The sequence below is a fragment of the Pseudomonas sp. URMO17WK12:I7 genome (assembly GCF_003269045.1).
GTDB classification, from domain to species: domain Bacteria; phylum Pseudomonadota; class Gammaproteobacteria; order Pseudomonadales; family Pseudomonadaceae; genus Aquipseudomonas; species Aquipseudomonas putida_J.
Map to the genome: position 1 here is coordinate 127375 of NZ_QLTL01000007.1, position 22633 is coordinate 150007.

Sequence of the window (22633 nt, forward strand, 5' to 3'; positions counted from 1 at the left end):
CCGCCCTGGAGCAAGCCATGCAAGACCTCGATCCAATCGAAACCCAGGAATGGCTGGATGCCCTGGAGTCGGTCCTCGACAAAGAAGGCGAAGACCGCGCTCATTACCTGATGACCCGCATGGGCGAGCTGGCCACCCGCAGTGGCTCCCAGCTGCCGTACGCGATCACCACGCCATACCGCAACACCATCCCTGTCACCCACGAAGCACGCATGCCTGGCGACCTGTTCATGGAACGCCGCATTCGCTCGATGGTGCGTTGGAACGCGCTGGCCATGGTGATGCGCACCAACCTGAAGGACTCGGACCTGGGCGGCCACATCTCCAGCTTCGCTTCCAGTGCCACCCTGTACGACATCGGCTTCAACTACTTCTTCCAGGCGCCGACTGAAGAACACGGCGGCGACCTGATCTTCTTCCAGGGCCACGCATCGCCAGGCGTTTACGCCCGTGCCTTCATGGAAGGCCGCATCAGCGAAGACCAGATGAACAACTTCCGTCAGGAAGTGGACGGCAACGGCCTGTCTTCGTACCCGCACCCATGGCTGATGCCTGACTTCTGGCAGTTCCCGACCGTTTCGATGGGTCTGGGCCCGATCCAGGCTATCTACCAGGCACGTTTCATGAAGTACCTGGAAGCGCGCGGCTTCATCCCGGCCGGCAAGCAGAAGGTCTGGTGCTTCATGGGCGACGGCGAGTGCGACGAGCCGGAATCCCTGGGCGCAATCGCCCTGGCCGGCCGCGAGAAGCTGGACAACCTGATCTTCGTCATCAACTGCAACCTGCAGCGCCTCGACGGCCCGGTTCGCGGCAACGGCAAGATCATCCAGGAACTCGAAGGCGTGTTCCGTGGCGGTGGCTGGAACGTCAACAAAGTCGTCTGGGGCCGTTTCTGGGACCCACTGCTGGCCAAGGACACCAACGGTGCCCTGCAGCGCCGCATGGACGAAGTCATCGACGGCGAGTACCAGAACTACAAAGCCAAAGACGGCGCGTACGTTCGTGAGAACTTCTTCAACACCCCAGAGCTCAAGGCCATGGTCGAAGACCTGTCCGACGACGAGATCTGGAAGCTCAACCGTGGCGGCCACGACCCGTACAAGGTCTACGCGGCTTACCACCAGGCTGTGAACCACAAAGAGCAGCCGACTGTCATCCTGGCCAAGACCATCAAGGGCTACGGCACCGGTGCTGGCGAAGCCAAGAACACCGCGCACAACACCAAGAAGGTCGACGTCGACAGCCTGCGTCACTTCCGTGACCGCTTCGACATCCCGGTCAAGGATGCGGACCTGGAGAACCTGCCGTTCTTCAAGCCGGAAGAAGGTTCTGCCGAAGCCCGTTACCTGGCCGAGCGCCGCGCAGCCCTGGGTGGCTTCGTACCGCAGCGCCGTGCGAAGAGCTTCAGCGTACCGACCCCCTCCCTGGAAACGCTTAAAGCGATCCTGGACGGCTCGGGCGACCGCGAAATTTCCACCACCATGGCCTTCGTGCGTATCCTCGCGCAACTGGTCAAGGACAAGGAAATCGGCCAGCGCATCGTTCCGATCATCCCGGACGAAGCCCGTACCTTCGGTATGGAGGGCATGTTCCGCCAGCTGGGCATCTACTCGTCGGTCGGCCAGCTCTACGAGCCAGTCGATAAAGACCAGGTGATGTTCTACCGCGAAGACAAGAAGGGCCAGATCCTCGAGGAAGGCATCAACGAAGCCGGCGCCATGTCGTCGTTCATCGCTGCCGGTACCTCGTACAGCTGCCACAACCAGCCGATGCTGCCGTTCTACATCTTCTACTCGATGTTCGGCTTCCAGCGCATCGGCGACCTGGCCTGGGCCGCTGGCGACAGCCGCACCCGTGGCTTCCTGATCGGCGGTACCGCCGGCCGTACCACGCTCAACGGTGAAGGCCTGCAGCACGAAGACGGTCACAGCCACATGATGGCGGGCACCATCCCGAACTGCCGCACCTACGATCCGACCTACGGCTACGAGCTGGCGGTGATCATCCAGGACGGCATGAAGAAGATGACCGAAGAGCAACAGGACATCTTCTACTACATCACCGTGATGAACGAATCCTACCAGCAGCCAGCCATGCCGGCCGGTGTTGAGGAAGGCATCATCAAGGGCATGTACCTGCTCGAAGAAGACACCCGCGAAGCCGCGCACCACGTACAGCTGATGGGCTCCGGCACCATCCTGCGCGAAGTCCGCGAAGCGGCGAAGATCCTGCGTGAAGAGTTCAACGTCGGTGCCGACGTGTGGAGCGTCACCAGCTTCAACGAACTGCGTCGCGACGGTTTGGCCGTGGAACGCGCCAACCGCCTGAAGCCTGGCCAGAAGCCACAGCAGACTTACGTCGAGCAGTGCCTGAACGGTCGCAAGGGCCCGGTCATCGCGTCCACCGACTACATGAAGCTGTTCGCCGAGCAGATTCGCCAGTGGGTTCCAAGCAAAGAGTTCAAAGTCCTGGGTACCGACGGTTACGGTCGCAGCGACAGCCGCAAGAAGCTGCGTCACTTCTTCGAAGTCGACCGCCACTTCGTGGTGCTGGCTGCCCTGGAAGCCCTGGCTGACCGCGGCGAGATCGAACCCAAGGTTGTGGCTGACGCCATCGTCAAGTTCGGCATCGACCCGGACAAGCGCAACCCACTGGACTGCTGAGGAGTATTTTTAAGTGAGCGAACTCATTCGCGTACCTGACATCGGCAGCGGTGAAGGTGAAATCATCGAGCTGTTCGTCAAGGTCGGTGACCGTATCGAGGCTGACCAGAGCCTGCTGACCCTGGAGTCCGACAAGGCCTCCATGGAGATCCCGGCGCCCAAGGCCGGTGTGATCAAGGAACTGAAGGTCAAGCTGGGCGACCGCCTGAAAGAAGGCGACGAGCTGCTGGTCCTGGAAGCCGAGGGCGCCGCTGCTGCGGCCCCTGAGGCCCCGGCGGCCGCCGAAGCTCCGGCTCCAGCGGCTGCGCCTGCTCCGGCCGCCGAAGCGGCTCCTGCTCCGGCAGCAGCTCCGGCTGCCGCCAGCGTGCAGGACATCCACGTGCCGGACATCGGTTCGTCGGGCAAGGCCAAGATCATCGAAGTGCTGGTCAAGGTCGGCGACACCGTCGAAGCCGACCAGTCGCTGATTACCCTGGAGTCCGACAAGGCCTCCATGGAAATCCCGTCGCCGGCTGCCGGCGTGGTCGAAGAAGTCCTGTGCAAGCTGGAAGATGAAGTTGGCACTGGCGACCTGATCTTCAAGCTCAAGGTTGCAGGCGCTGCCCCTGCTGCCGCTCCGGCTCCAGCCGCTGCAGCACCAGCCAAGGCCGAAGCTGCTCCAGCTGCCGCGCCTGCCGCTGCCGCCCCGGCTGCTGCCCCGGCTCCGGTCGCTACCGCCCCGGCTGCCGGCAGCAATGCCAAGGTTCACGCCGGCCCGGCGGTTCGCCAGCTGGCCCGTGAATTCGGTGTCGACCTGGGCGCAGTTGCCGCCACCGGTCCGCACGGCCGCATCCTGAAAGAAGACGTGCAGGTCTACGTCAAGGCGATGATGCAAAAGGCCAAGGAAGCCCCGGCAGCCGCCGGCGCAACCGGTGGCGCTGGCATCCCGCCGATCCCTGCCGTGGACTTCAGCAAGTTCGGTGAAGTGGAAGAAGTGGCCCTGACCCGCCTGATGCAGGTCGGTGCCACCAACCTGCACCGCAGCTGGCTGAACGTGCCGCACGTGACCCAGTTCGACTCCGCCGACATCACCGAGCTGGAAGCCTTCCGCGTTGCGCAGAAGGCCGTGGCCGAGAAGGCTGGCGTCAAGCTGACCGTGCTGCCACTGCTGCTCAAGGCCTGCGCCTTCCTGCTCAAGGAACTGCCGGACTTCAACAGCTCGCTGGCGCCAAGCGGCAAGGCCATCATCCGCAAGAAGTACGTGCACATCGGCTTCGCCGTGGACACCCCGGACGGCCTGCTGGTCCCTGTGATCAAGAACGTCGATCAGAAGAGCCTGCTGCAACTGGCTGCCGAAGCCGCTGCACTGGCCGAGAAAGCGCGCACCAAGAAGCTGTCGGCTGACGACATGCAAGGCGCCTGCTTCACCATCTCCAGCCTCGGCCACATTGGCGGCACCGGCTTCACGCCGATCGTCAACGCGCCGGAAGTGGCGATCCTGGGCGTCTCCAAGGCGACCATGCAGCCAGTCTGGGATGGCAAAGCCTTCCAGCCGAAGCTGATGCTGCCACTGTCGCTGTCCTACGATCACCGTGTGATCAACGGTGCTGCCGCCGCGCGCTTCACCAAGCGCCTGGGCGACGTGCTGGGCGACATCCGCACCATGCTGCTGTAAGGCGGCCCCCTGCCCCTCCTTGCGGGGGGCAGTACACTTTTCGAGCTGCCACGCTCGTCCCTCAACCCCGTCGATTGGCGGGGCTTTTTTTTGTCCGCCTTTAGCGTTTTAGCGCCTGGGAGACCGAGCGCCGCCCGCGCGGCGCATCGCGGATGAATCCGCTCCTACATTTGTTGCAACGTGGCCATGCCTGTGAGGCCATGGTTGCCCGCCTTGTCTGCAAGGCTCAAGTCGTGCGCGAGGCAGGCGATCATGGCCTGTCAGGTTCGGCACGTTGCAACAAATGTAGGAGCGGATTCATCCGCGATGCGCCGCACGGGCGGCGCTCGGTTTCACAGGCGGCAAAACCGTCAGGGCGAACACCCGCCTGCCCCCAAAAATCCGACAGGCGCCTAAGGATTTCAGCCCAGCGGCCGAAAACATATACATGACAGCCCTCATGGCCGCTTGCCAGCCTCAGGGACATGATGCAACCTTGCCAGATGCGCCGCCGACCAGGCCGCGTCCCCCTTCAAGCGAGTCTTCGATGAAAAGCCAACCCGATGCCGCCAGCCGTGTGGCGGCCGAGGTCGTCACGCAGCTTCCCGTGCCCTCGCGGCTCGGTATGCTGCGTTTCGAAAGGCTGAACGAAGCCAGCTGGGCGATGCTCTACCTGGACCCGGCCTGCGATCGCCAGTTCGGCCTGCCCGCTTCCGAGCTGTGCGCACTGATCGACTCGCCCTATGCCAGCCTGATGGAGCCTGAGGCACGCTACCGGCTGCACGATGAAATCCAGCTGCAACTGAGCAACCGTGGCTACTACCGCGTGCGCTACACCCTGCATGCCCAGTCGCGCGCCCTGCGCCTGCTGGAAGCCGGCGAGGCGTTCAAGCAGCACAACCGCCAGCTGCTGCGCGGGTTCCTGACGGTGCTCGACGACGAAGTCGACAGCGACCTCGACACCAACGACCTGGAATCGCGCAATAACCGCCTGCAACTGGCCCTTCAGATCAACCAACGTGCCCAGCAGGAACAGCTTGAGCATCTGGAGCGCGTGCGTGCCCAGCAGGACCTGATCCTGCGCCTGGCCCGCCAGCGCTACAGTGCCGAGAACTCGCTGATCGAAGCTGCCCAGCTGATTACCCGCAGCGCCTGCGAAATCTACAAGGTCGACAGCGCCAGCATCTGGCACCTGGAAGAGCAGCGCCTGGAGCCGATCAGTGCCTGGTTGCGCAACGAGCAGGCGCACCGCCTGCCCGAGCCGATCGATGCCAGCCGCTTCCCCGACTACCTGGAGGCCCTGCACGCCAGCCGTGCCATCGACGCGCACAACGCCAACCACGACCCTCGGACCCGTGAGCTGGCCGAGAGCCTGTATGCCGACAACAACGCCATGCTCGACGCCAGCATCCGCGTCGATGGCCAGGTAATCGGCGTATTGTGCCTGGAGCAGACCGGCCAGCCGCGTGCCTGGCAGTCGGATGAAATCGCCTTTGCCGGCGAGCTGGCCGACCAGTTCGCCCAAGTCATCACCAACCACAACCGGCGTACCGCCGCCAGCGCCCTGCACCTGTTCCAGCGGGCCGTGGAGCAAAGCGCCAGCGCCTTCCTGCTGGTCAACCGCGACGGCGTGGTGGAGTACGTCAACCCAAGCTTCACGGCCATCACCCAGTACAGCACCGAGGAAGTCCAGGGCCACCATCTGGCCGAGCTGCCAGCCCTGGAAAACCTCAGCGAGCTGCTGTTCGACTCGCCGTCGAGCCTGGCCATGGGCAACAGCTGGCAGGGTGAATTCAAGAGCCGGCGCAAAAACCTCGAGCCCTACTGGGGCCAGCTGTCGATCTCCAAGGTGTACGGCGACAACCGTGAGTTGACCCATTACATCGGCATCTACGAAGACGTCACCCAGACCAAGCTGGCCCAGCAACGCATCGAGCGCCTGGCCTATACCGACAACCTGACCAACCTGGGCAACCGCCCGGCGTTCATCCGCAAACTCGATGAGCGCTTCGCCCGTGACAGCGAGAACCCGATCTGCCTGCTGCTGGTGGACATCGACAACTTCAAGCGCATCAACGACAGCCTCGGCCATCAGACCGGCGACAAGCTGCTGATCAGCCTGGCCCGGCGCCTGCGCAATAGCCTGAGCGTCAACGGCGTGCTCGCCCGTTTCGCCAGCAACGAGTTTGCCGTGCTGCTCGATGACACCAGCCTGGAAGACGGCCAGGGTGTTGCCCTGCAGTTGCTGCGCACCCTCGACAAGCCGATGTTCGTCGACAACCAGCTGATCAACGTCACCGCCTCGGTAGGCCTGGCTTGCGCGCCGTTGCACGGCAGCGACCCGACTACCCTGATGAAGAACGCAGGCCTGGCCCTGCACAAGGCCAAGGCCAACGGCAAGCACCAGGTGCAGGTGTTTACCGAAGTGCTCAACGCCGAAGCCAGCTACAAGCTGTTCGTCGAGAACAACCTGCGCCGCGCCTTGACCCAGAACGAGCTGGAGGTGTTCTACCAGCCCAAGCTGTGCCTGCGCAGCGGCCGCCTGCTGGGGCTGGAAGCGCTGCTGCGCTGGAACCACCCCGAGCGCGGCATGATCCGCCCGGACCAGTTCATCAGCGTGGCCGAAGAAACCGGACTGATCATCCCCATCGGCAAGTGGGTGGTGCGCCAGTCGTGCCGCATGAGCCAACAGCTGCAGCAAGCCGGCATGGGCTGCCTGCACGTGGCCATCAACCTGTCGCCCAAGCAGTTCTCCGACCCCGACCTGGTGGCCTCGATCGGCTCGATCCTCAAGGAAGAAGGCCTGCCCGCGCACCTGCTGGAGCTGGAACTGACTGAAGGTCTGCTGCTGGAAGCCACCGAAGACACCCACCGCCAGCTCGACGAGCTCAAGGCCCTGGGCCTGACCCTGGCCATGGACGACTTCGGCACGGGTTATTCGTCGTTGAGCTACCTGAAGAAATTCCCGATCGACATCATCAAGATCGACCGCAGCTTCATCAACGAGATCCCCGACAACCAGGACGACATGGAAATCACCTCGGCGGTGGTGGCCATGGCCCACAACCTCAAGCTCAAGGTGGTGGCCGAAGGCATCGAGACGCCAGAGCAACTGGCGTTCCTGCGCCGGCACCGCTGCGACGTCGGCCAGGGCTACCTGTTCGACCGGCCAATCCCGGGCCGCGAGCTCGAAGAAAAACTCAAGCGCTACCCGCGCGGTCCAATGGCCTGACAGCCGCTTAAAGGTCGGGCACACTAGATCCCATTCGGGCCCTTTCGCGGGCAAGCCCGCTCCCACAGGTACTGCACAGTCTTCGAAATCTGTGCGGTACCTGTGGGAGCGGGTTCACCCGCGAAGGCCCAAACACCTATTCAACTGAATCAACACAGAGGAACGGCCATGGTCCTGCGTTCGGAAATCCTGGTGAACAAAAACGTCATGCCCACTGCGGAGCAGGCCCTGCCTGGCCGCGAGACGCCCATGCAGCTGCCCGAGTTCCACTACGTGTTCAAAAGCACCCCGCTGCTCGGCCCGTTCTTCGAAGGTGCCATCGACTTCGCCATCTTCGGCCTGGGCTGCTTCTGGGGCGCCGAGCGCCGCTTCTGGCAGCGTGAAGGCGTGGTCAGCACCGTGGTCGGCTACGCTGGCGGCTTCACGCCGAACCCGACCTACGAAGAAGTCTGCTCGGGCCTGACCGGCCACACCGAGGTGGTGCTGGTGGTGTTCGACAAGGACAAGGTCAGCTACCAGCAGCTGCTGGCGATGTTCTGGGAGCTGCATAACCCGACCCAGGGCATGCGCCAGGGCAACGACGTCGGCACCCAGTACCGCTCGGCCATCTACTGCACCAGCCCTGAACAGCTGGAGCAGGCCAAGGCCAGCCGCGACGCCTTCCAGGCCGAGTTGAACAAGGCCGGCTTCGGCGAAATCACCACCGAGATCGACCAGGCACCGACCGTGTACTTTGCCGAGGCCTACCACCAGCAGTACCTGGCCAAGAACCCGGACGGCTATTGCGGCATCGGCGGTACCGGCGTGTGCCTGCCACCGAGCCTGCAGGGCAACTGAACCATGAGCACGATGACCCTGTTCCACTCGCCACTGTCGCCCTTCGTGCGCAAGGTCATGGTGGTGCTGCACGAGACCGACCAGCTACAGCGCGTGAGCCTGCAACCGGTGAACATCAGCCCGGTGAGCGGCGACGAGCAGCTCAACCAGGGCAACCCGATCGGCAAGATCCCGGCGCTGCGCCTGGATGACGGCACCGTGCTGCACGACAGCCGGGTGATCTGCGAGTACCTCGACTTGCAGCATGTCGGCCTGCCACTGCTGCCGCGCGAGGGCTCGGCGCGCTGGCGGCGCATGACGCTGGCCTCACAGGCCGATGCGATCATGGATGCGGCAGTGTCCAGCCGGTACGAGAGCTTCCTGCGGCCTGAGGAGAAGCGCTGGGACGGCTGGCTTGAAGCGCAAGCCGAGAAGATTCGCCGCAGCCTGGCCGACCTTGAGCAGGAACACCTGGCCGAGCTGGCATCAGGGTTCGATCTCGCCGCGATTGGCGTGGCTTGTGCGCTAGGGTATCTGGACCTGCGTCAGCCGAAATTTGGCTGGCGGGAGCGCCAGCCTGGCTTGGCGGCGTGGTATGCCGAGGTAGCCAAGCGGCCATCGATGGTAGCCACAGCCCCGACAGCCTGACGAGCCAATCGCGGATGAATCCGCTCCTACACACACCTGTAGGAGCGGATTTATCCGCGATGAGGCCAGTACAGGAAACAACAATCAGCAGTCAGGCTTGCCAGCGGTAAACTTCTTGGCCGGGTTGACCGCCGCCTTGAACTCGCGCAGCGCCTTGGAGCCCACCAGCAGCGGGTAATTGAAGTGGCTGCGGTCCACCAGGTTGACCTCCATGGTGCGTTTCACACCCCCCAGGCACATCTCCAGGTCGACCACCGGCCGCTTGGAGATTTCCGGTGCATCACCCTCATCCTCTTCATCGGCACGGCCCTTGATCTTGCTGATGCGCGAGACCTGGTGCTCATAGACCTTGCCGTCGGCGTCCTTGGTCGCCAGGCGGAAACGTACCCACTCCTCGCCATCGCGGGTAAACAGCTCGATGTCCTTGGCCGACAGCGAGGCGGTCCAGGCACCGGTGTCCAGCTTGGCTTTCAGGGTCTGGCCAAGCTCGGGCAGCTTGATGTTCTCGTAACGGCCATAGAGCGTGGGTTCGGCGGCCATGACCGGCAACGCCAACAGCGATAACAGGGCAAGCAGGGATTTCACAGGCAGGCTTCCTTGAGAAGAGTCAGTGCTTAGACTGCAATGGCAGGATAGGTTCGCTGTCACAAGCCTAACCAACATGTTGTGAAACATTTGTCCTCGCCGTCGGGCATTGGACATTTGGCGTAGACCGCAGCGCTGCTTATCATTGCGCCCTGCTAATTTCTCACAACAAGAGTTTCCTTATGCGTCGCCTGTTTACCGGCATTCTTACGACCACACTGCTGCTGCTCAACACCGTGGTGTTGATCTGCCCGCTGCTGGTCTTCGCCCTGCTCAAACTGGTGCTGCCAGGCCGTGGGCGTGACTATGCCTCATGGGCGGTGATGTGGGTCGCCGAAACCTGGTCGGAAATCGACAAGGCCATCTTCGCCCTGTGCATCCCCACCCAGTGGGACGTCCGCGGTGTGGAAAACCTGCGCAAGGACACCTCGTACCTGGCCGTCAGCAACCACCAGACCTGGGTCGACATCCCGGCGCTGATCGAAAGCCTCAACCGCCGTACGCCGTTCTTCAAGTTCTTCCTCAAGAAAGAGCTGATCTGGGTACCGCTGCTGGGCCTGGCATGGTGGGGCCTGGATTACCCGTTCATGAAGCGCTACAGCAAGGCCTTCCTTGAAAAGCACCCAGAGCTCAAGGGCAAGGACCTGGAGATTACCAAGGCCGCCTGCGAACTGTTCAAGCGCCAACCGGTGACGGTGGTCAACTACCTGGAAGGCACCCGCTTCACCGAAGCCAAGCACCGTGAACAGCAATCGCCCTACCGCTACCTGCTCAAGCCCAAGGCCGGCGGCGTGGCATTTGTGCTGGCGGCGCTGGGCGAGCAGCTGGACGCACTGCTGGATGTGACCATCGTCTATCCCGGCAACCAGGCACCGGGGTTCTGGGCCTTGCTCAATGGCAGCATCAGCCGGGTGATTATCGACATTCAGGTGCGTGAGCTGGACCCGGCGTTATGGGATGGGGATTACGAGAATGACCCTGAGTTTCGGCAGACCGTGCAGGCCTGGGTGAACCAACTGTGGCTGGAAAAGGATCAGCGCATTGAGCGACTTCGCACGGAAATGAACTGAGATTTTCACGGCCTGTGCCGGCCTCTTCGCGGGTGAACCCGCTCCCACAGAGATTGCACAGGCCTTCAGCTTTGCGCAGTACCTGTAGGAGCGGGTTTACCCGCGAAGAGGCCGACACAGGCGTGCGCATAACCCCGATTAAAACCCAGGCTAATAATTAGAATAAGTAATACTTTTTTGTCATTACCCACCTAAGTGGATAAAAATCGACCAAAGCACAACTACAAAAAAGCCTGGATCGATCGATGGCCAACCCACCCAGCTCCAACCCCGCCCAACTGCGCCGTGTCCTCAGCCTCCCCGCCCTGGTGTTCTTCGGCCTGGTGTACATGGTCCCGCTGACCATCTTCACCACCTACGGCATCGTCACGGAACTCACCGGTGGCCGCACCGCCGGCGCCTACATGGTTACCCTGGTAGCCATGCTGTTCACCGCCGCGTCCTACAGCTTCATGGTCAAGCGCTTCCCGGTTGCGGGCTCGGCTTACTCCTACACCAACATGGCCTTCGGCCCCAACGTCGGCTTTCTTGCGGGCTGGTCGCTGCTGCTCGACTACCTGTTCCTGCCGATGATCAACTACCTGCTGATCGGCCTGTTCCTCAACATCGCCTTCCCCGCCATCCCGGCCTGGTCCATTGCCCTGGCCTCGATCGTGCTGGTGACGGTGCTCAACGTGGTTGGCATCCACTCGGTGGCCAAGACCAGCAACCTGATCGTCGGTGCGCAGATCGTCTTCATCGTGGTGTTTGTCGCGCTGTCCTGCCAGTCGCTGGCAGGCCAGCCGCTGGACCTGCTGTCGCCGCTGATGGGTGATGGTTCCAAGCCAGGTTTCGGCGCGATCATGGCCGGCGCGGCGGTGCTTTGCCTGTCGTTCCTCGGCTTCGACGCCGTCTCGACCCTGGCCGAAGAATGCCGCGACGCCCGCCGCGACGTGCCACGGGCGATCATTCTCACTACCCTGTTCGCCGGCCTGCTGTTCACCGTGCTGGCCTACATCAGCCAGCTGGTCATGCCAGGCACCACCTTTGCCAATGCTGATGCGGCGGCCAACGAGGTGATGTTCAAGGCAGGCGGGCAGTTCCTGGCCAACTTCTTTACTGCCGCGTACGTTGCCGGCAGCCTCGGCTCGGCGCTGGCCTCCCAGGCGGCGGTGTCGCGCATCCTGTTCACCATGGGACGCGACAACGTACTGCCTCGGCGCAGCTTCGGTTACCTGTCGCCACGCTTTGGCACGCCGGTGTTCGCCATTGCCCTGGTGTCGGCGTTCTCGCTGCTGGCGTTGGTGATCGACCTGGCCACCCTGGCCTCGCTGATCAGCTTCGGTGCGCTGGTGGCGTTCTCGGCGGTGAACCTGGCGGTGGTGAAGACCCACCTGATGGGCGAAGGTGCGCAGCGCAACCTCAAAGGGCTGCTGTGCTATGGCGCGGTGCCGCTGGTGGGCTTGGCACTGACGTTGTGGCTGTGGACCAGCCTGTCGGCGCTGACCTTGGTGATTGGCCTGTGCTGGTTTGCCCTGGGTCTGGCGTACTTGGCCGTACTGACCGCCGGCTTCCGCCGCCCGGTGCGCCTGGTGGACTTCACCGAAGCTGCATGACCCGGCGCAATACTGTCATGCTGGGATACATCGATCTTGTAGCCTGCACTGCACCTGTAGGAGCGGCCTTGTGTCGCGAAAGGGCCGCAACGCGGCCCCTGCAATCTTAAAGGTGAAGCTGAAATCCTGGGGCCGCTGCGCGGCCCTTTCGCGACACAAGGCCGCTCCTACAGATTCCAGCACTGGCGCTACAAATTCCTCAGACCGAAGGTTGTGTCAACGGCGCCGGAGTAGTCCACAAACTCCCCAGATTCTGCAACAGTGACCCGGCAATCCCCTGCTGCCCCAGGTACTGCAGAATCAACGGCGCAAACTGCCCGATCATCCCGGTATCCATCCCCAGCGCCTTGAAGGCATTGTCCAGGTCGCCACGGTTCTCCACATCGTTGCCCAACGCCTTGTCCAGGGCCGACTGGCTGCCCTTGTCGCTGCCCAGCAACTCACCCAACCCGCTCAGCCCGCCCAAGGCATAGGCGCCCGACAGCAGGTCCAGGCCCGGCACGGCCCACGGCCTGCTCAGGGGGCATGGGAAATCAGGGTTGTTCAGGACCGTAAGTCGGTGTTCTGGGAGCATCAAGCACGCCATGCTCCGCTTACCTATCAGTTTTGCCAGTAGCGCCAATACCTACGTACTCAGCATGCTTGTGACACCCTACGAGCAGACCGGGTGTTGAGCCACCAGGAGAATAAAATGCGAGCTGACAAGAAACTAAATCGTCTGTTTTATCAGGACGGCAAGGTGAGCGCTGTAAAAACGGGCGATACAACCAGGAGGTTACTACGCCACGGCGGAACGCTGCTCACTGACAAATCCAGTGCAGCCGATCTCGCCTTGCTGGCGACCAGTCACAGCGGATCTGTATTGCGGGTCGTCCATGGCGACCACGATGAAATACGCAACTACTCATGCTATGGCTTCGAACTCAATCAGTCACAAGAGAACGCCATTGGATTCAACGGTGAAATGTTAGACCTGGCTACCCAGTGTTATGCGCTGGGCAACGGCTATAGGCTTTTTAGCCCGACGGCAATGCGTTTCCATTCACCCGATAACTTAAGTCCTTTTGATCGCGGAGGGATCAACGCCTATTGCTATTGCGTGGGAGACCCCACTAACAAAATTGACCCGAGTGGACACTCAGCTCAATTCCGACCTCGACCCACATCGCTACCTGCACACTCCCGCCAAGCTAGGATCATGCAGGCAAATATCGAACTATTGAATGCTAGGCGGGAAGTCATCAATAAACGCCACTTTATAGCAACCGGATTGTCTACCCCAGACAGATTATACCCAAATAAGCACACGGAGTTAGCACGCGCCAGATCCCAACTTGCAAAATATGAAATTTTGGAACACAAGGCCGTTCAAAAACACATGGCCCTTGGGGTCGACATACCCTCTTACACCCGGGATGAAATCTTAACCAATAACCATTACCTTGCCGTGAAAGATCGACAACAACCCGCACGCACAACGAGAATCTCCAAGCCCACACCCAGTTCGTCAACTCACATATTGAATAGACAAGAAAGAGAAACTAAATATTCACACCTTACTCTTAAGGAGACACAGTATTACAATGATCAGCAACCCCTCCAGATCATATGGAGGCCTCTGGTAAAAATTCGTAATGCTCGCGGTCAAGAGGATCTTCAATCGCTCATATGAATGTTTAGACCCGCGGCCCGCTCTCGAAAATAAAGGGCCGACCCTAGCGCTTGTAGATTGCGCCAAAGCAATCACTCGCTAAAGAGGTTTTTTAACGATATCGCTACCTCAGGTGATGTCGGCACAAATAGGTAAAAGGCCCAGTGATTCCGCAGGGCCTTTATCTAGCGAGAACGGAACTGCCCGGGAGTTCGCTGTGGGTAGGTTGCAGAGCCAGCCCACTCAAACAGACGGCGTGGTCGTCGGCGCAGGGTTAGTCCACAGGCTGCCCAGGCTCTGCAGCAGCGACCCGGCAATGCCCTGCTGACCGAGATACTGGAGAATCAGCGGGGCAAACTGGCCGATCATCCCGGTATCCATCCCCAGCGCCTTGAAGGCGCTGTCCAGGTCGCTGCGGTTTTCGACGTCGTTGCCCAGGGCATTGCTCAGGGCAGACTGTTTCTCGCTGTTCTTGCCAAGCAGATCACCCAAGCCGCTGAGGCCGCCAAGCGCGTTGGCACCGGAGAGCAGATCCAGGCCCGGCACCGCCTTGGTCAGCTGGCCATAGTCGTCGCTGCTCAGGTTGTTGCGCGCCAGCCCCAACATCGCCCCTGCCCCGCCCACGGCCTGTTCGGGGGTGATGTTCAACTGGCTGCCCAGGGTATTGAGCAGATTGGCCTGCCCTTCCGGCGCTTGTACCTGGCCTTGTTGCTTCTGGGTCTGCATGGCGGAGACGGCGTTGGCGGCGTCGCTGAAGTTGAAGGCGAACACCGGGCTTGCGGCCAGGGTCATCAGGGTTGCCAGGGTGAATGCTTTCATCGGGAGGGACCTCATGGGCCGTGATGGCCTGCGGAAACGAGGCGTTTGACTGGAGGATCGGAGATTTGTTCCAGGCCCCGTGTCGCGTGATCAAAAGCACTTAATTAGCCCGATCTCCAAAACGTCACCTGAGGTCTGCTGGCCTATTCTGCGTACCTATCATTTTTGCCAGTAGCCGAGCATTCGCTTCTGGATTGATTCTATGGAGGTTGTGATCAGTATAAGTCAGTGGCGCAGATGATCCGACACTGCAACCGGGCTGAGCCACACTGATACAGCTCTATCGAAGCCACGGCAAAGGGAGCAACCTCATGAACAAACAAACATCCGTGCAATTCTTTTACAACAAAGGAAACATATCTAACTTAGGCAATGACAACCTCATAAACAGGATTTTTCGAACGCCTGAATTATCGTTAGCCGAACTGAAACCACAAAGAGCAAACGCCGACTTACTAATGATAAGTAATAGTGGCTCCGTGCTAGAGGCTTGCACACCTAACGCCAGCCAAAAAAACGTTTACTCAGCTTATGGCTACAGCAGCGCCGCAGCCGCGCTATCAGCTTTTAATGGGGAATATTTAGATGATTTTCTTGGCAACTATATTCTGGGCAGCTATCGCACGTTCAGTACGCACTTGATGCGCTTCCAATCACCTGACAATCAAAGTCCATTCGACAATGGCGGCATTAATGCCTATGCCTACTGTCAGGATGACCCTATCAATAATACCGATCCCTCTGGCCACTTCATTTGGAAATATCTCACCAGCGGATTTAGCCGCGAAACTTCAAGTTCACGGTATGGCTCCGCGACGCGTACGATCCGCACATATGCAGAGGTGAAACATCGATCGCTAAGCAAGAATGAATATAAAGCCACCAAATATGAAGTCACTCAAGAACATCGGTTTCTTACAAACAAGTTTAATAAATACCGAGCAATAAACGCACCAAACCATGGTCAAAAGACACTGCCCGGAAACACTCGCACCGAGAAGTTAAAACTCGAATATTACGAGAGCAGGTTAAATGAAACAACCAAGACGCTAGCAAATTTAAACGCCTTCATTGAAGCCTCAGTCAATACAAAAACCCGATACTTCACAAAAGAAAACCATCGTATCTATTTAGACCTTCTAACTAAAGACAGCAACCCCATTGAAGTAGCCGCTTCCATGGCGACCATCCGACAAGCATGAACATCACCGGCGCCGAATCATGTAACAACTTGAATGCTACCTGTGAGACGTAATGCGGCTCCAAACTCTGGGCGGACGATACAAAATCAGCGACCGGCTTTGACAGGCCGCTTTCGTCAACCACATGGCTTTGCTTCTATGGCAGCTGTGCGGGGCACTCACGTGCGCCGGGTTTTGGTTGACCTACCGGTCTGTCAACCCAGGTACAGCTGCCACCCTCTTGTTTGACAGCAGGTCGGTGGTGGCATCATTCATCATGCTAAAGATCGTCCCCGTTCAACCCACGCCTCCCATTCCCTCGAAAACACCCTCATCTAGGCCAAGAACTACGCGCTGTGCGCCCAAACCGTGGCGCATCAGGCGATTCTGCTGCAGCCCAAATCACCGGTCTCGATTCTGATGGTGGCCACAATGCATGAGCTTGAAGCGCTGCGGGTGCTGCTTGAGGCAGCGTTGATCTAGGCGCAGATGCCGGCGGAGCCGCGAACGCTGCGCTAGGACTTGAGCCTTGTGTTGGCTGGGCTGGCCCTTCGCGGCTGAAGCCGCTCCTACAGGGGCCGCACAAGGCCTGTAGGAGCGGCTTTAGCCGCGAAAGGGCGGGGCCTGTCAGTCGAGTAACTTCAGGGAGATTGAATCATGACCAGCGACGACACCAAGACCACAGTACGCAAGACATTTTTCTAGCAGGGCGAAGGCCACACCCACCCGTTGTTCTGCATTGCCCCGGGCATTCCCTGCCAGAGCGCGCGAACAGGCCTCGGAACTAATGGGCTATGTGCGGGACTTGACCCTTGACGGCCTGATGGACAACAAACCGCAGTTACTTTGGGCTTTACATTATTTGGCGCGTTGGCCAAGGCGCTGATGGATGATGCTGAGTTGGTGATGATGGGCTGAGTGATGGATTGGCGACTGCACCACGTTTGCAGACCGTCTCAATCTTGTGACCTGTTAAAATTGCTAGTTGTGATGGACTTTAAAGCCATGCAAAGTGCCGATACAGCAATGACTTCTCAGGCCGCCATCATGAGTACCTCTTCCACTCGCAAGCGCAAACAGACTCTGGCACCGCAGCAGAGCTTACATTTCTATAAAACCGATCAATTGGCAACAGAAGTAGCCGCCAACGGCAATCGGCACGTGTTATGGGCAAATGACGTGGCGCTGGCCCAACTTGCTCAATCGCGAACAGCAGAGATGCTTCGTGTTGACCATGCTAATTCAGTCCTGGGGCTTGCATCCGGATCAGTGGCGTATTCACCCTACGGATACTTGGCCACAGAAAAACTGCACGCATTGCTTGGATTTAACGGGCAGTGGTGTGATCCGCTTACTCAAGGGTACCCCTTGGGTGCTGGACGTCGAATATACAACCCCTCACTCATGCGCTTCTGCAGCAATGACAAATTGAGCCCATTCGAGAAAGGTGGGCTGCACCCATCGGCATACTGTGGAGGGGATCCGATCAATCGGCTCGACCCTACGGGTGAATTTCGGGTAACGGTGCTACAGAAACCGATTGCGGTTGTTCAAAACGGTCTCAGACAGATCCGGGCCGCAACGGCCAAATTTGGCACTTATGGGTTTCATAGCCCCAAAAGTACACCGCAGTTCTTTGACACACCACAAACCAACACCACAAGCCGAGCGATCAATGCATCACAACCCTCTGAACGACAACCACGACTTTTACCTGGTACAACTTCATCCTCTCCAGCGACCAATTACACTGTTGCATCAAGTATTATTTCAGCCCCCACACCTTCCTCCTCAAACACTATAATGCCTCGCAACCGTGATAATAACTCATCACAAAATACGAAAACAAAAGTCAACCGAAGGCCCTACGATTATGATAGCGCCGGCACTGGCAGGGGCTCGGCATTCGAGATATTAACTGCATTCGTGATAATTGGCGTAGGTATTTGGCTAATAGTGAAAAATACTCGACAAAGCTAAGCACTGCCTCGCGCTGCGCGCAAGCGCCTCTCCAGTCGAGAGGCCTCAATTGCTCATATCAACCCTGACAGCATTCATTGTTCGGTTCGACTTGGCCTACCCAAGCGCTTAGAGTCTGCGTGAAACGCCTTGAGACGAAGGTCAGGCAAGGCGAAACAGCCAAGGAAGCGGAGTTTACGGGTTGTAATGAGCATTCCGGGGCTGTTTCCAACGCAGCATCACCGAGTATCAAGGCGTTTCACACAGAGCCTAAGATTGTCCCCGATCTACCACAAATCCCATTCCCTCGAAGACACCCTCATCCAGGCCACAGACTACGCGCTGTGCGTTCAAACCGTCGCGCATCAGGCAATTCTGCTGCAGCCCAAGTCGCCGGCCTCGATTCTGATGGTGGCCACAATGCATGAGCTTGAAGCGCTGCGGGTGCTGCTTGAGGCGGCGTTGATCCAGGCGCAGATACCGGCGGAGCCGCGAACGCTGCACGAGGGCTTGAGCCTTGTGTTGGCTGGGCTGGCCCTTCGCGGCTAAAGCCGCTCCTACAGGGGCCGCACAGGGCCTGTAGGAGCGGCTTCAGCCGCGATAGGGCCGGGCCTGCCAGTCGAGAAACTTCAGGCAGATTGAATCATGACCAGCGACGACACCAAGACCACCGTACGCAAGACATTTTTCTAGCAGGGCGAAGGCCACACCCACCCGTTGTTCTGCATTGCCCCGGGCATTCCCTGCCAGAGCCCGCGCGAACAGGCCTCGGAACTGATGGGCTATGTGCGGGACTTGACCCTTGACGGCCTGATGGACAACAAACCGCAGTGACTTTGGGCCTCGCATTATCTGAGCGCGCTGGCCAAGGCGCTGATGGATGATGCAGAGTTGGGATGATGCGCTGATTGACGGGTTGGCAGGGCTGACCTCTTCGCGGGCAAGCCCTCCCACAGGCCCCCCCTTTCAGGCCACAAAACTAGTAATTCTGCCAGTATCAAAATCCCTGCGGCTGTTCAGAATGGGCTTCGAGCAGCCTCCATTCATCCAGCACGGCAGGGACTTGAATCATGAGCAAAACATCGAACCGCTCGCTTTTCTTCTACCAGGGCGACAAGCTGATCACCTTGAAACAAGGCGACCAGCATGTCGCCATCTTCCGCAATGCGGAACAACCGCTGGCAGAGCTGAGTACAGACAAAACCCAGACCGGCGGCTTGCTGGCCACCGATGACAAAGGCTCGGTACTTGTGGTGCAAAACCATGACGAGTAAGGCGCCGTTGAATGATGCTGAGTTGGGGATGATGCGCTTAGTCTCGCGTCGGCCCTGCCGGCCTCATCGCCGGCAAGCTGGCTCCCACAGGGCCCGCGTGAGCCTAAGAAACTGTTATTTCTGCCAGAATCAAAATCCCTGGTCCTATTCAAGATGAGCTTCGAGCAGCCTCCAATCATCCAGCACGGCAGTGACTTGAATCATGAGCAAAGCCTCGAACCGCTCGCTCTTCTTCTACCAGGGCAACAATCTGGTCACCGTGAAACAGGGCGATCAGCATCGCTCCATCTTTCGCGGTGCTGGGTTACCGCTAGCTGAGCAGCAACTACAAGGTGACTCAACGTCCAGCCTGCTAGCCACAGATGATAAGGGGTCGGTGCTCAAGGCGTTGGACGCTGAAAAAGAGCAAACCCGCAGTTATTCTGCATACGGACACGACCCTAGGTCGCTATCAACCCGCGCCGTGATGGGATTCAAGGGTGAGTTTTATGACGTGAGTTCCCGGGGGTATCTACTAGGCAATGGTTATCGAAGATACAGTACTGTTTCAATGCGCTTCTGTTCAACTGACCGGCTGAGCCCATTTGGTGCCGGCGGGCTGAACACTTACTGCTTTGTCAGATGCGACCCAGTAAACCTTTCAGACCCGTCCGGACATATGCCCCTCGCTAAAAAAATAACGAACCTGACTGAGCCTGATATATTTACCAACATTATCAAGCATCTTGACTTTGATTCTGCAATATCACTATCAAAAGCAAACAAACATTTGAACACAATGACAAAACCGGCCTTGCAAAGCATCAAGCGCTTACTTGACAAGCCCGAAAGATTGATCGGCGCCGCACTCGGCAAAGAGAAAAATATAGCCAAAGCACATGCAGGTGAACTGCTAGTTCGACGGTCAGATATAGATATCTCTCAGTTCCCCTCAACTGATGCACCAACAGAAGCGCTGCTGGACAACATTCGAATCGCGAGAAATTTCCGTGCGGCACAAAATCGCAGAACCCCGTCAACTGATTCAACACCGTACGGCTCAGATTCTGAGGACGAAATGCAAAGGATAAATGAGGGGATACGAAAAACTCTAAAAGTGCCTCAATTATAAGATTAAAAACAAAAAATATAGCCCCTCAATGCGAAGGGCTATATTCATTCAACGAATATTACGCCGCGCCCCACATCTTGTGCGGGTCAATCACAAACTTCTTCGGCACCCCTGCATCGAACTCGCCATACCCTTCAGGCGCCTGATCCAGGTTGATCACCTGCACACCCACCACCTCGGCAATGTTGATGCGGTCCCACATGATCGCCTGCATCAGCTGGCGGTTGTACTTCATGGTCGGGGTCTGGCCGGTGTGGAAGCTGTGCGACTTGGCCCAGCCCAGGCCGAAGCGGATGCTCAGCGCGCCAATCTTGGCAGCGGCATCCACCGCGCCTGGGTCTTCGGTCACGTACAGGCCCGGGATACCGATGTTGCCGGCAACGCGGGTAACTTGCATCAGCGAGTTCAGCACGGTGGCCGGTGCCTCGTGCTTGGCACCTTCGTGGCCATGGCCGCGGGCTTCGAAGCCGACGGCGTCGACGGCGCAGTCCACTTCCGGCTCACCGAGAATGTCGACGATCTGCTCGTGCAGCGGGGTGTCCTTGGACAGGTCGACCACTTCGAAGCCCTGGGACTTGGCGTGGGCCAGGCGGGCTGGGTTGAGGTCACCGACGATCACGCAGGCGGCGCCCAACAGGCGCGCCGAGGCGGCGGCGGCCAGGCCGACCGGGCCGGCACCCGCGACGTAGACGGTGCTGCCTGGGCCTACGCCGGCGGTGACGGCGCCGTGGTAGCCGGTCGGCAGGATGTCGGACAGGCAGGTCAGGTCACGGATCTTTTCCATGGCCTTGTCGCGATCCGGCAGTTTCAGCAGGTTGAAGTCGGCGTACGGCACCAGCACGTACTCGGCCTGCCCGCCGGTCCAGTCGCCCATGTCGACATAGCCGTAGGCGCCGCCAGCGCGGGCCGGGTTGACGGTGAGGCAGACACCGGTGTGCATCTCTTTGCACGAGCGGCAGCGCCCGCACGCGACGTTGAACGGTACCGACACCAGGTCGCCGATCTTCAGGCGCTCTACGTCACGCCCCAGCTCGACGATTTCACCGGTGATTTCGTGGCCCAGGACCAGGCCGACCTGGGCAGTGGTGCGGCCGCGGACCATGTGCTGGTCGGAGCCGCAGATGTTGGTGGAGACCACCTTGAGGATCACGCCGTGCTCGATCTTCTTGCCGCGTGGGTCTTGCATTTTCGGGTAGTCGATCTTCTGTACTTCGACCTTGCCAGCGCCGAGATACACCACTCCACGATTGCCAGACATGCTCTTACCTCGCTTGATTTTTATTTATGCAGCGGTGGTGGAACGCGCCGCCGTCCATGGGCGGCATGTGTTACTGGAATGCAGGGAATTGTGGGCTTGATACGGCGGTTTGCACTGACTGGAAACGACAGGGAGATGCCTTTTAACGGCAGGGGAAAAGCTGGGGCCGCTGTGCGCCCCTTTCGCGACGCAAGGCCGCTCCTACAGGAGAATGCGATACCTGTAGGAGCGGCCTTGTGTCGCGAAAGGGCTGCAAAGCAGCCCCAGAAATGTTCAGAGAACGACAGTCCGGTTGGCGTTGAGGAACACCCGGCGCTCGATGTGATACCCCACCGCCCGCGCCAGGGTCAGGCACTCGATGTCGCGCCCCTTGGCAATCAGGTCTTCCGGGTAATGGCTGTGGTCCACCACCTCGACGCCCTGGGCAATGATCGGCCCTTCATCGAGGTCGTTGTTGATGTAGTGCGCCGTGGCGCCAACCATTTTCACGCCCTTGTTGTACGCCTGGTGATAAGGCTTGGCGCCCTTGAACCCGGGCAGCAACGAGTGGTGAATGTTGATCGCCCAGCCATCCAGGCGCCGGCACAGCTCAGGCGACAGCACCTGCATGTAACGGGCAAGGATCACCAGCTCGGCGCCGGTCTCCTCGATCACCTGCAGCACCTTGCGCTCTTGCCCGGCCTTGTCGTTGGGGTCGAGTGCGAAGTGGTAGTAAGGAATCTTGTGCCAGTGCGCCAAGGGTTCGAGGTCGGGGTGGTTGGACACCACCGCGACCACGTCCATGCCCAGCTGCCCGATGCGCTGGCGGTACAGCAAGTCATTCAGGCAGTGGTCGGCCTTGGACACCATGATCACCACCTTGGGGCGGTGATTGGGTGCGGTCAGCTCGAAGGCCATGCCGAACGCTTCGCTGCGTTCGGCCAGGCCGGCACGGAAGCCCGCCTCGTCAAAATCGTCCGGCTGGCGGAATTCGACGCGAATGAAGAAGCGCCCCGACTGCCGGTCATCGAAGGAGTGGTGCTCCGTCACGTAGCAGCGCTGCTCGTAGAGGAAACGCGTCACCACGTCGACGGTGCCGAGCATGCTCGGGCAGTCGGCGGTGAGAATCCAGGTATCCGGTGCCCGACTCATGTTCTGC

Annotated in this window: 17 protein-coding genes and 4 pseudogenes; 16 read left to right on the plus strand and 5 right to left on the minus strand. The window is 59.6% G+C overall.

The genetic code is table 11. The annotated features are described in order from the left end of the window. Positions 1–17: 17 nt before the first annotated feature. The 5 genes from aceE (at position 18) to H040_RS11505 (ending at position 8992) form a co-directional block, all read left to right on the plus strand. Entirely contained in the window at positions 18–2663 is a 2646-nt protein-coding gene (gene aceE, locus H040_RS11485; protein ID WP_027917528.1) for a pyruvate dehydrogenase (acetyl-transferring), homodimeric type, read from the plus strand. A gap of 13 nt (positions 2664–2676) precedes the next feature. Beyond that, positions 2677–4317 (plus strand): dihydrolipoyllysine-residue acetyltransferase, encoded by a 1641-nt coding sequence (gene aceF / locus H040_RS11490; protein ID WP_027917529.1) that lies wholly within the window; start codon positions 2677–2679, stop codon positions 4315–4317. A 526-nt stretch (positions 4318–4843) separates the two neighbouring features. Next, on the plus strand, positions 4844–7528 hold the full coding sequence (locus H040_RS11495; RefSeq protein WP_027917530.1) for a putative bifunctional diguanylate cyclase/phosphodiesterase: 2685 nt from the start codon (positions 4844–4846) through the stop codon (positions 7526–7528). Between the two features lie 168 nt (positions 7529–7696). Further along, positions 7697–8365, plus strand: coding sequence for a peptide-methionine (S)-S-oxide reductase MsrA (msrA, locus tag H040_RS11500; protein WP_027917531.1), 669 nt, complete (start codon positions 7697–7699; stop codon positions 8363–8365). A 3-nt stretch (positions 8366–8368) separates the two neighbouring features. Beyond that, complete coding sequence (locus H040_RS11505; RefSeq protein ID WP_027917532.1) at positions 8369–8992, plus strand: glutathione S-transferase; 624 nt, start codon at positions 8369–8371, stop codon at positions 8990–8992. 84 nt (positions 8993–9076) lie between these two features. Here the strand turns inward: H040_RS11505 and rloA2 are convergent, their stop codons facing one another. Beyond that, on the minus strand, positions 9077–9577 hold the full coding sequence (gene rloA2, locus H040_RS11510) for a retropepsin-like aspartic peptidase RloA2 (protein WP_027917533.1): 501 nt from the start codon (positions 9575–9577) through the stop codon (positions 9077–9079). Positions 9578–9759: 182 nt separating this feature from the next. Here rloA2 and H040_RS11515 point away from each other — a divergent pair, with 182 nt between their 5' ends. After that, positions 9760–10647, plus strand: coding sequence for an acyltransferase (locus H040_RS11515; protein ID WP_027917534.1), 888 nt, complete (start codon positions 9760–9762; stop codon positions 10645–10647). Between the two features lie 245 nt (positions 10648–10892). Continuing rightward, positions 10893–12242: an APC family permease gene (locus H040_RS11520; RefSeq protein WP_027917535.1), complete on the plus strand. Its 1350-nt coding sequence runs from the start codon at positions 10893–10895 to the stop codon at positions 12240–12242. A gap of 199 nt (positions 12243–12441) precedes the next feature. On the opposite strand, the pseudogene H040_RS11525 reads toward H040_RS11520, so the two are convergent. Then, a pseudogene (locus tag H040_RS11525) lies at positions 12442–12747 on the minus strand (DUF2780 domain-containing protein); the annotation flags it as partial. Positions 12748–12933: 186 nt separating this feature from the next. On the opposite strand from H040_RS11525, the gene H040_RS11530 reads away from it, so the two are divergent. Further along, the gene (locus H040_RS11530) at positions 12934–13914 is read left to right on the plus strand and encodes an RHS repeat-associated core domain-containing protein (protein ID WP_081784244.1); all 981 of its coding nucleotides are present in this window, start codon (positions 12934–12936) and stop codon (positions 13912–13914) included. Between the two features lie 222 nt (positions 13915–14136). Here H040_RS11530 and H040_RS11535 read toward each other — a convergent pair whose 3' ends face one another. Then, a complete protein-coding gene (locus H040_RS11535; RefSeq protein WP_027917536.1) occupies positions 14137–14712 on the minus strand; it encodes a DUF2780 domain-containing protein in 576 nt (191 codons plus the stop codon). Between the two features lie 311 nt (positions 14713–15023). Between H040_RS11535 and H040_RS11540 the strand changes: the two genes are divergently transcribed. The 8 genes and pseudogenes from H040_RS11540 (at position 15024) to H040_RS11575 (ending at position 20237) form a co-directional block, all read left to right on the plus strand. Then, the gene (locus H040_RS11540) at positions 15024–15914 is read left to right on the plus strand and encodes an RHS repeat-associated core domain-containing protein (protein ID WP_081784245.1); all 891 of its coding nucleotides are present in this window, start codon (positions 15024–15026) and stop codon (positions 15912–15914) included. Between the two features lie 256 nt (positions 15915–16170). Continuing rightward, a pseudogene (locus H040_RS27735) lies at positions 16171–16376 on the plus strand (hypothetical protein). A gap of 174 nt (positions 16377–16550) precedes the next feature. Continuing rightward, positions 16551–16811: pseudogene (locus H040_RS27740) on the plus strand (DUF3077 domain-containing protein). A gap of 87 nt (positions 16812–16898) precedes the next feature. Next, complete coding sequence (locus H040_RS11555) at positions 16899–17873, plus strand: RHS repeat-associated core domain-containing protein (RefSeq protein WP_256208030.1); 975 nt, start codon at positions 16899–16901, stop codon at positions 17871–17873. Positions 17874–18128: 255 nt separating this feature from the next. Next, complete coding sequence (locus H040_RS11560; protein ID WP_050437182.1) at positions 18129–18401, plus strand: hypothetical protein; 273 nt, start codon at positions 18129–18131, stop codon at positions 18399–18401. Positions 18402–18497: 96 nt separating this feature from the next. Continuing rightward, a pseudogene (locus tag H040_RS11565) lies at positions 18498–18752 on the plus strand (DUF3077 domain-containing protein). Between the two features lie 170 nt (positions 18753–18922). Next, positions 18923–19126 carry a hypothetical protein gene (locus H040_RS11570; protein ID WP_027917537.1) on the plus strand — a complete coding sequence of 68 codons (204 nt, stop codon included), beginning with the start codon at positions 18923–18925 and terminating at the stop codon, positions 19124–19126. Between the two features lie 202 nt (positions 19127–19328). Next, the gene (locus H040_RS11575) at positions 19329–20237 is read left to right on the plus strand and encodes an RHS repeat-associated core domain-containing protein (protein ID WP_081784247.1); all 909 of its coding nucleotides are present in this window, start codon (positions 19329–19331) and stop codon (positions 20235–20237) included. A gap of 58 nt (positions 20238–20295) precedes the next feature. Here H040_RS11575 and fdhA read toward each other — a convergent pair whose 3' ends face one another. Together fdhA and purU are read right to left on the minus strand one after the other, a co-directional pair. Continuing rightward, entirely contained in the window at positions 20296–21495 is a 1200-nt protein-coding gene (gene fdhA, locus H040_RS11580; protein ID WP_027917538.1) for a formaldehyde dehydrogenase, glutathione-independent, read from the minus strand. 273 nt (positions 21496–21768) lie between these two features. Then, positions 21769–22626, minus strand: coding sequence for a formyltetrahydrofolate deformylase (gene purU, locus H040_RS11585; protein ID WP_027594310.1), 858 nt, complete (start codon positions 22624–22626; stop codon positions 21769–21771). Positions 22627–22633 lie beyond the last annotated feature (7 nt).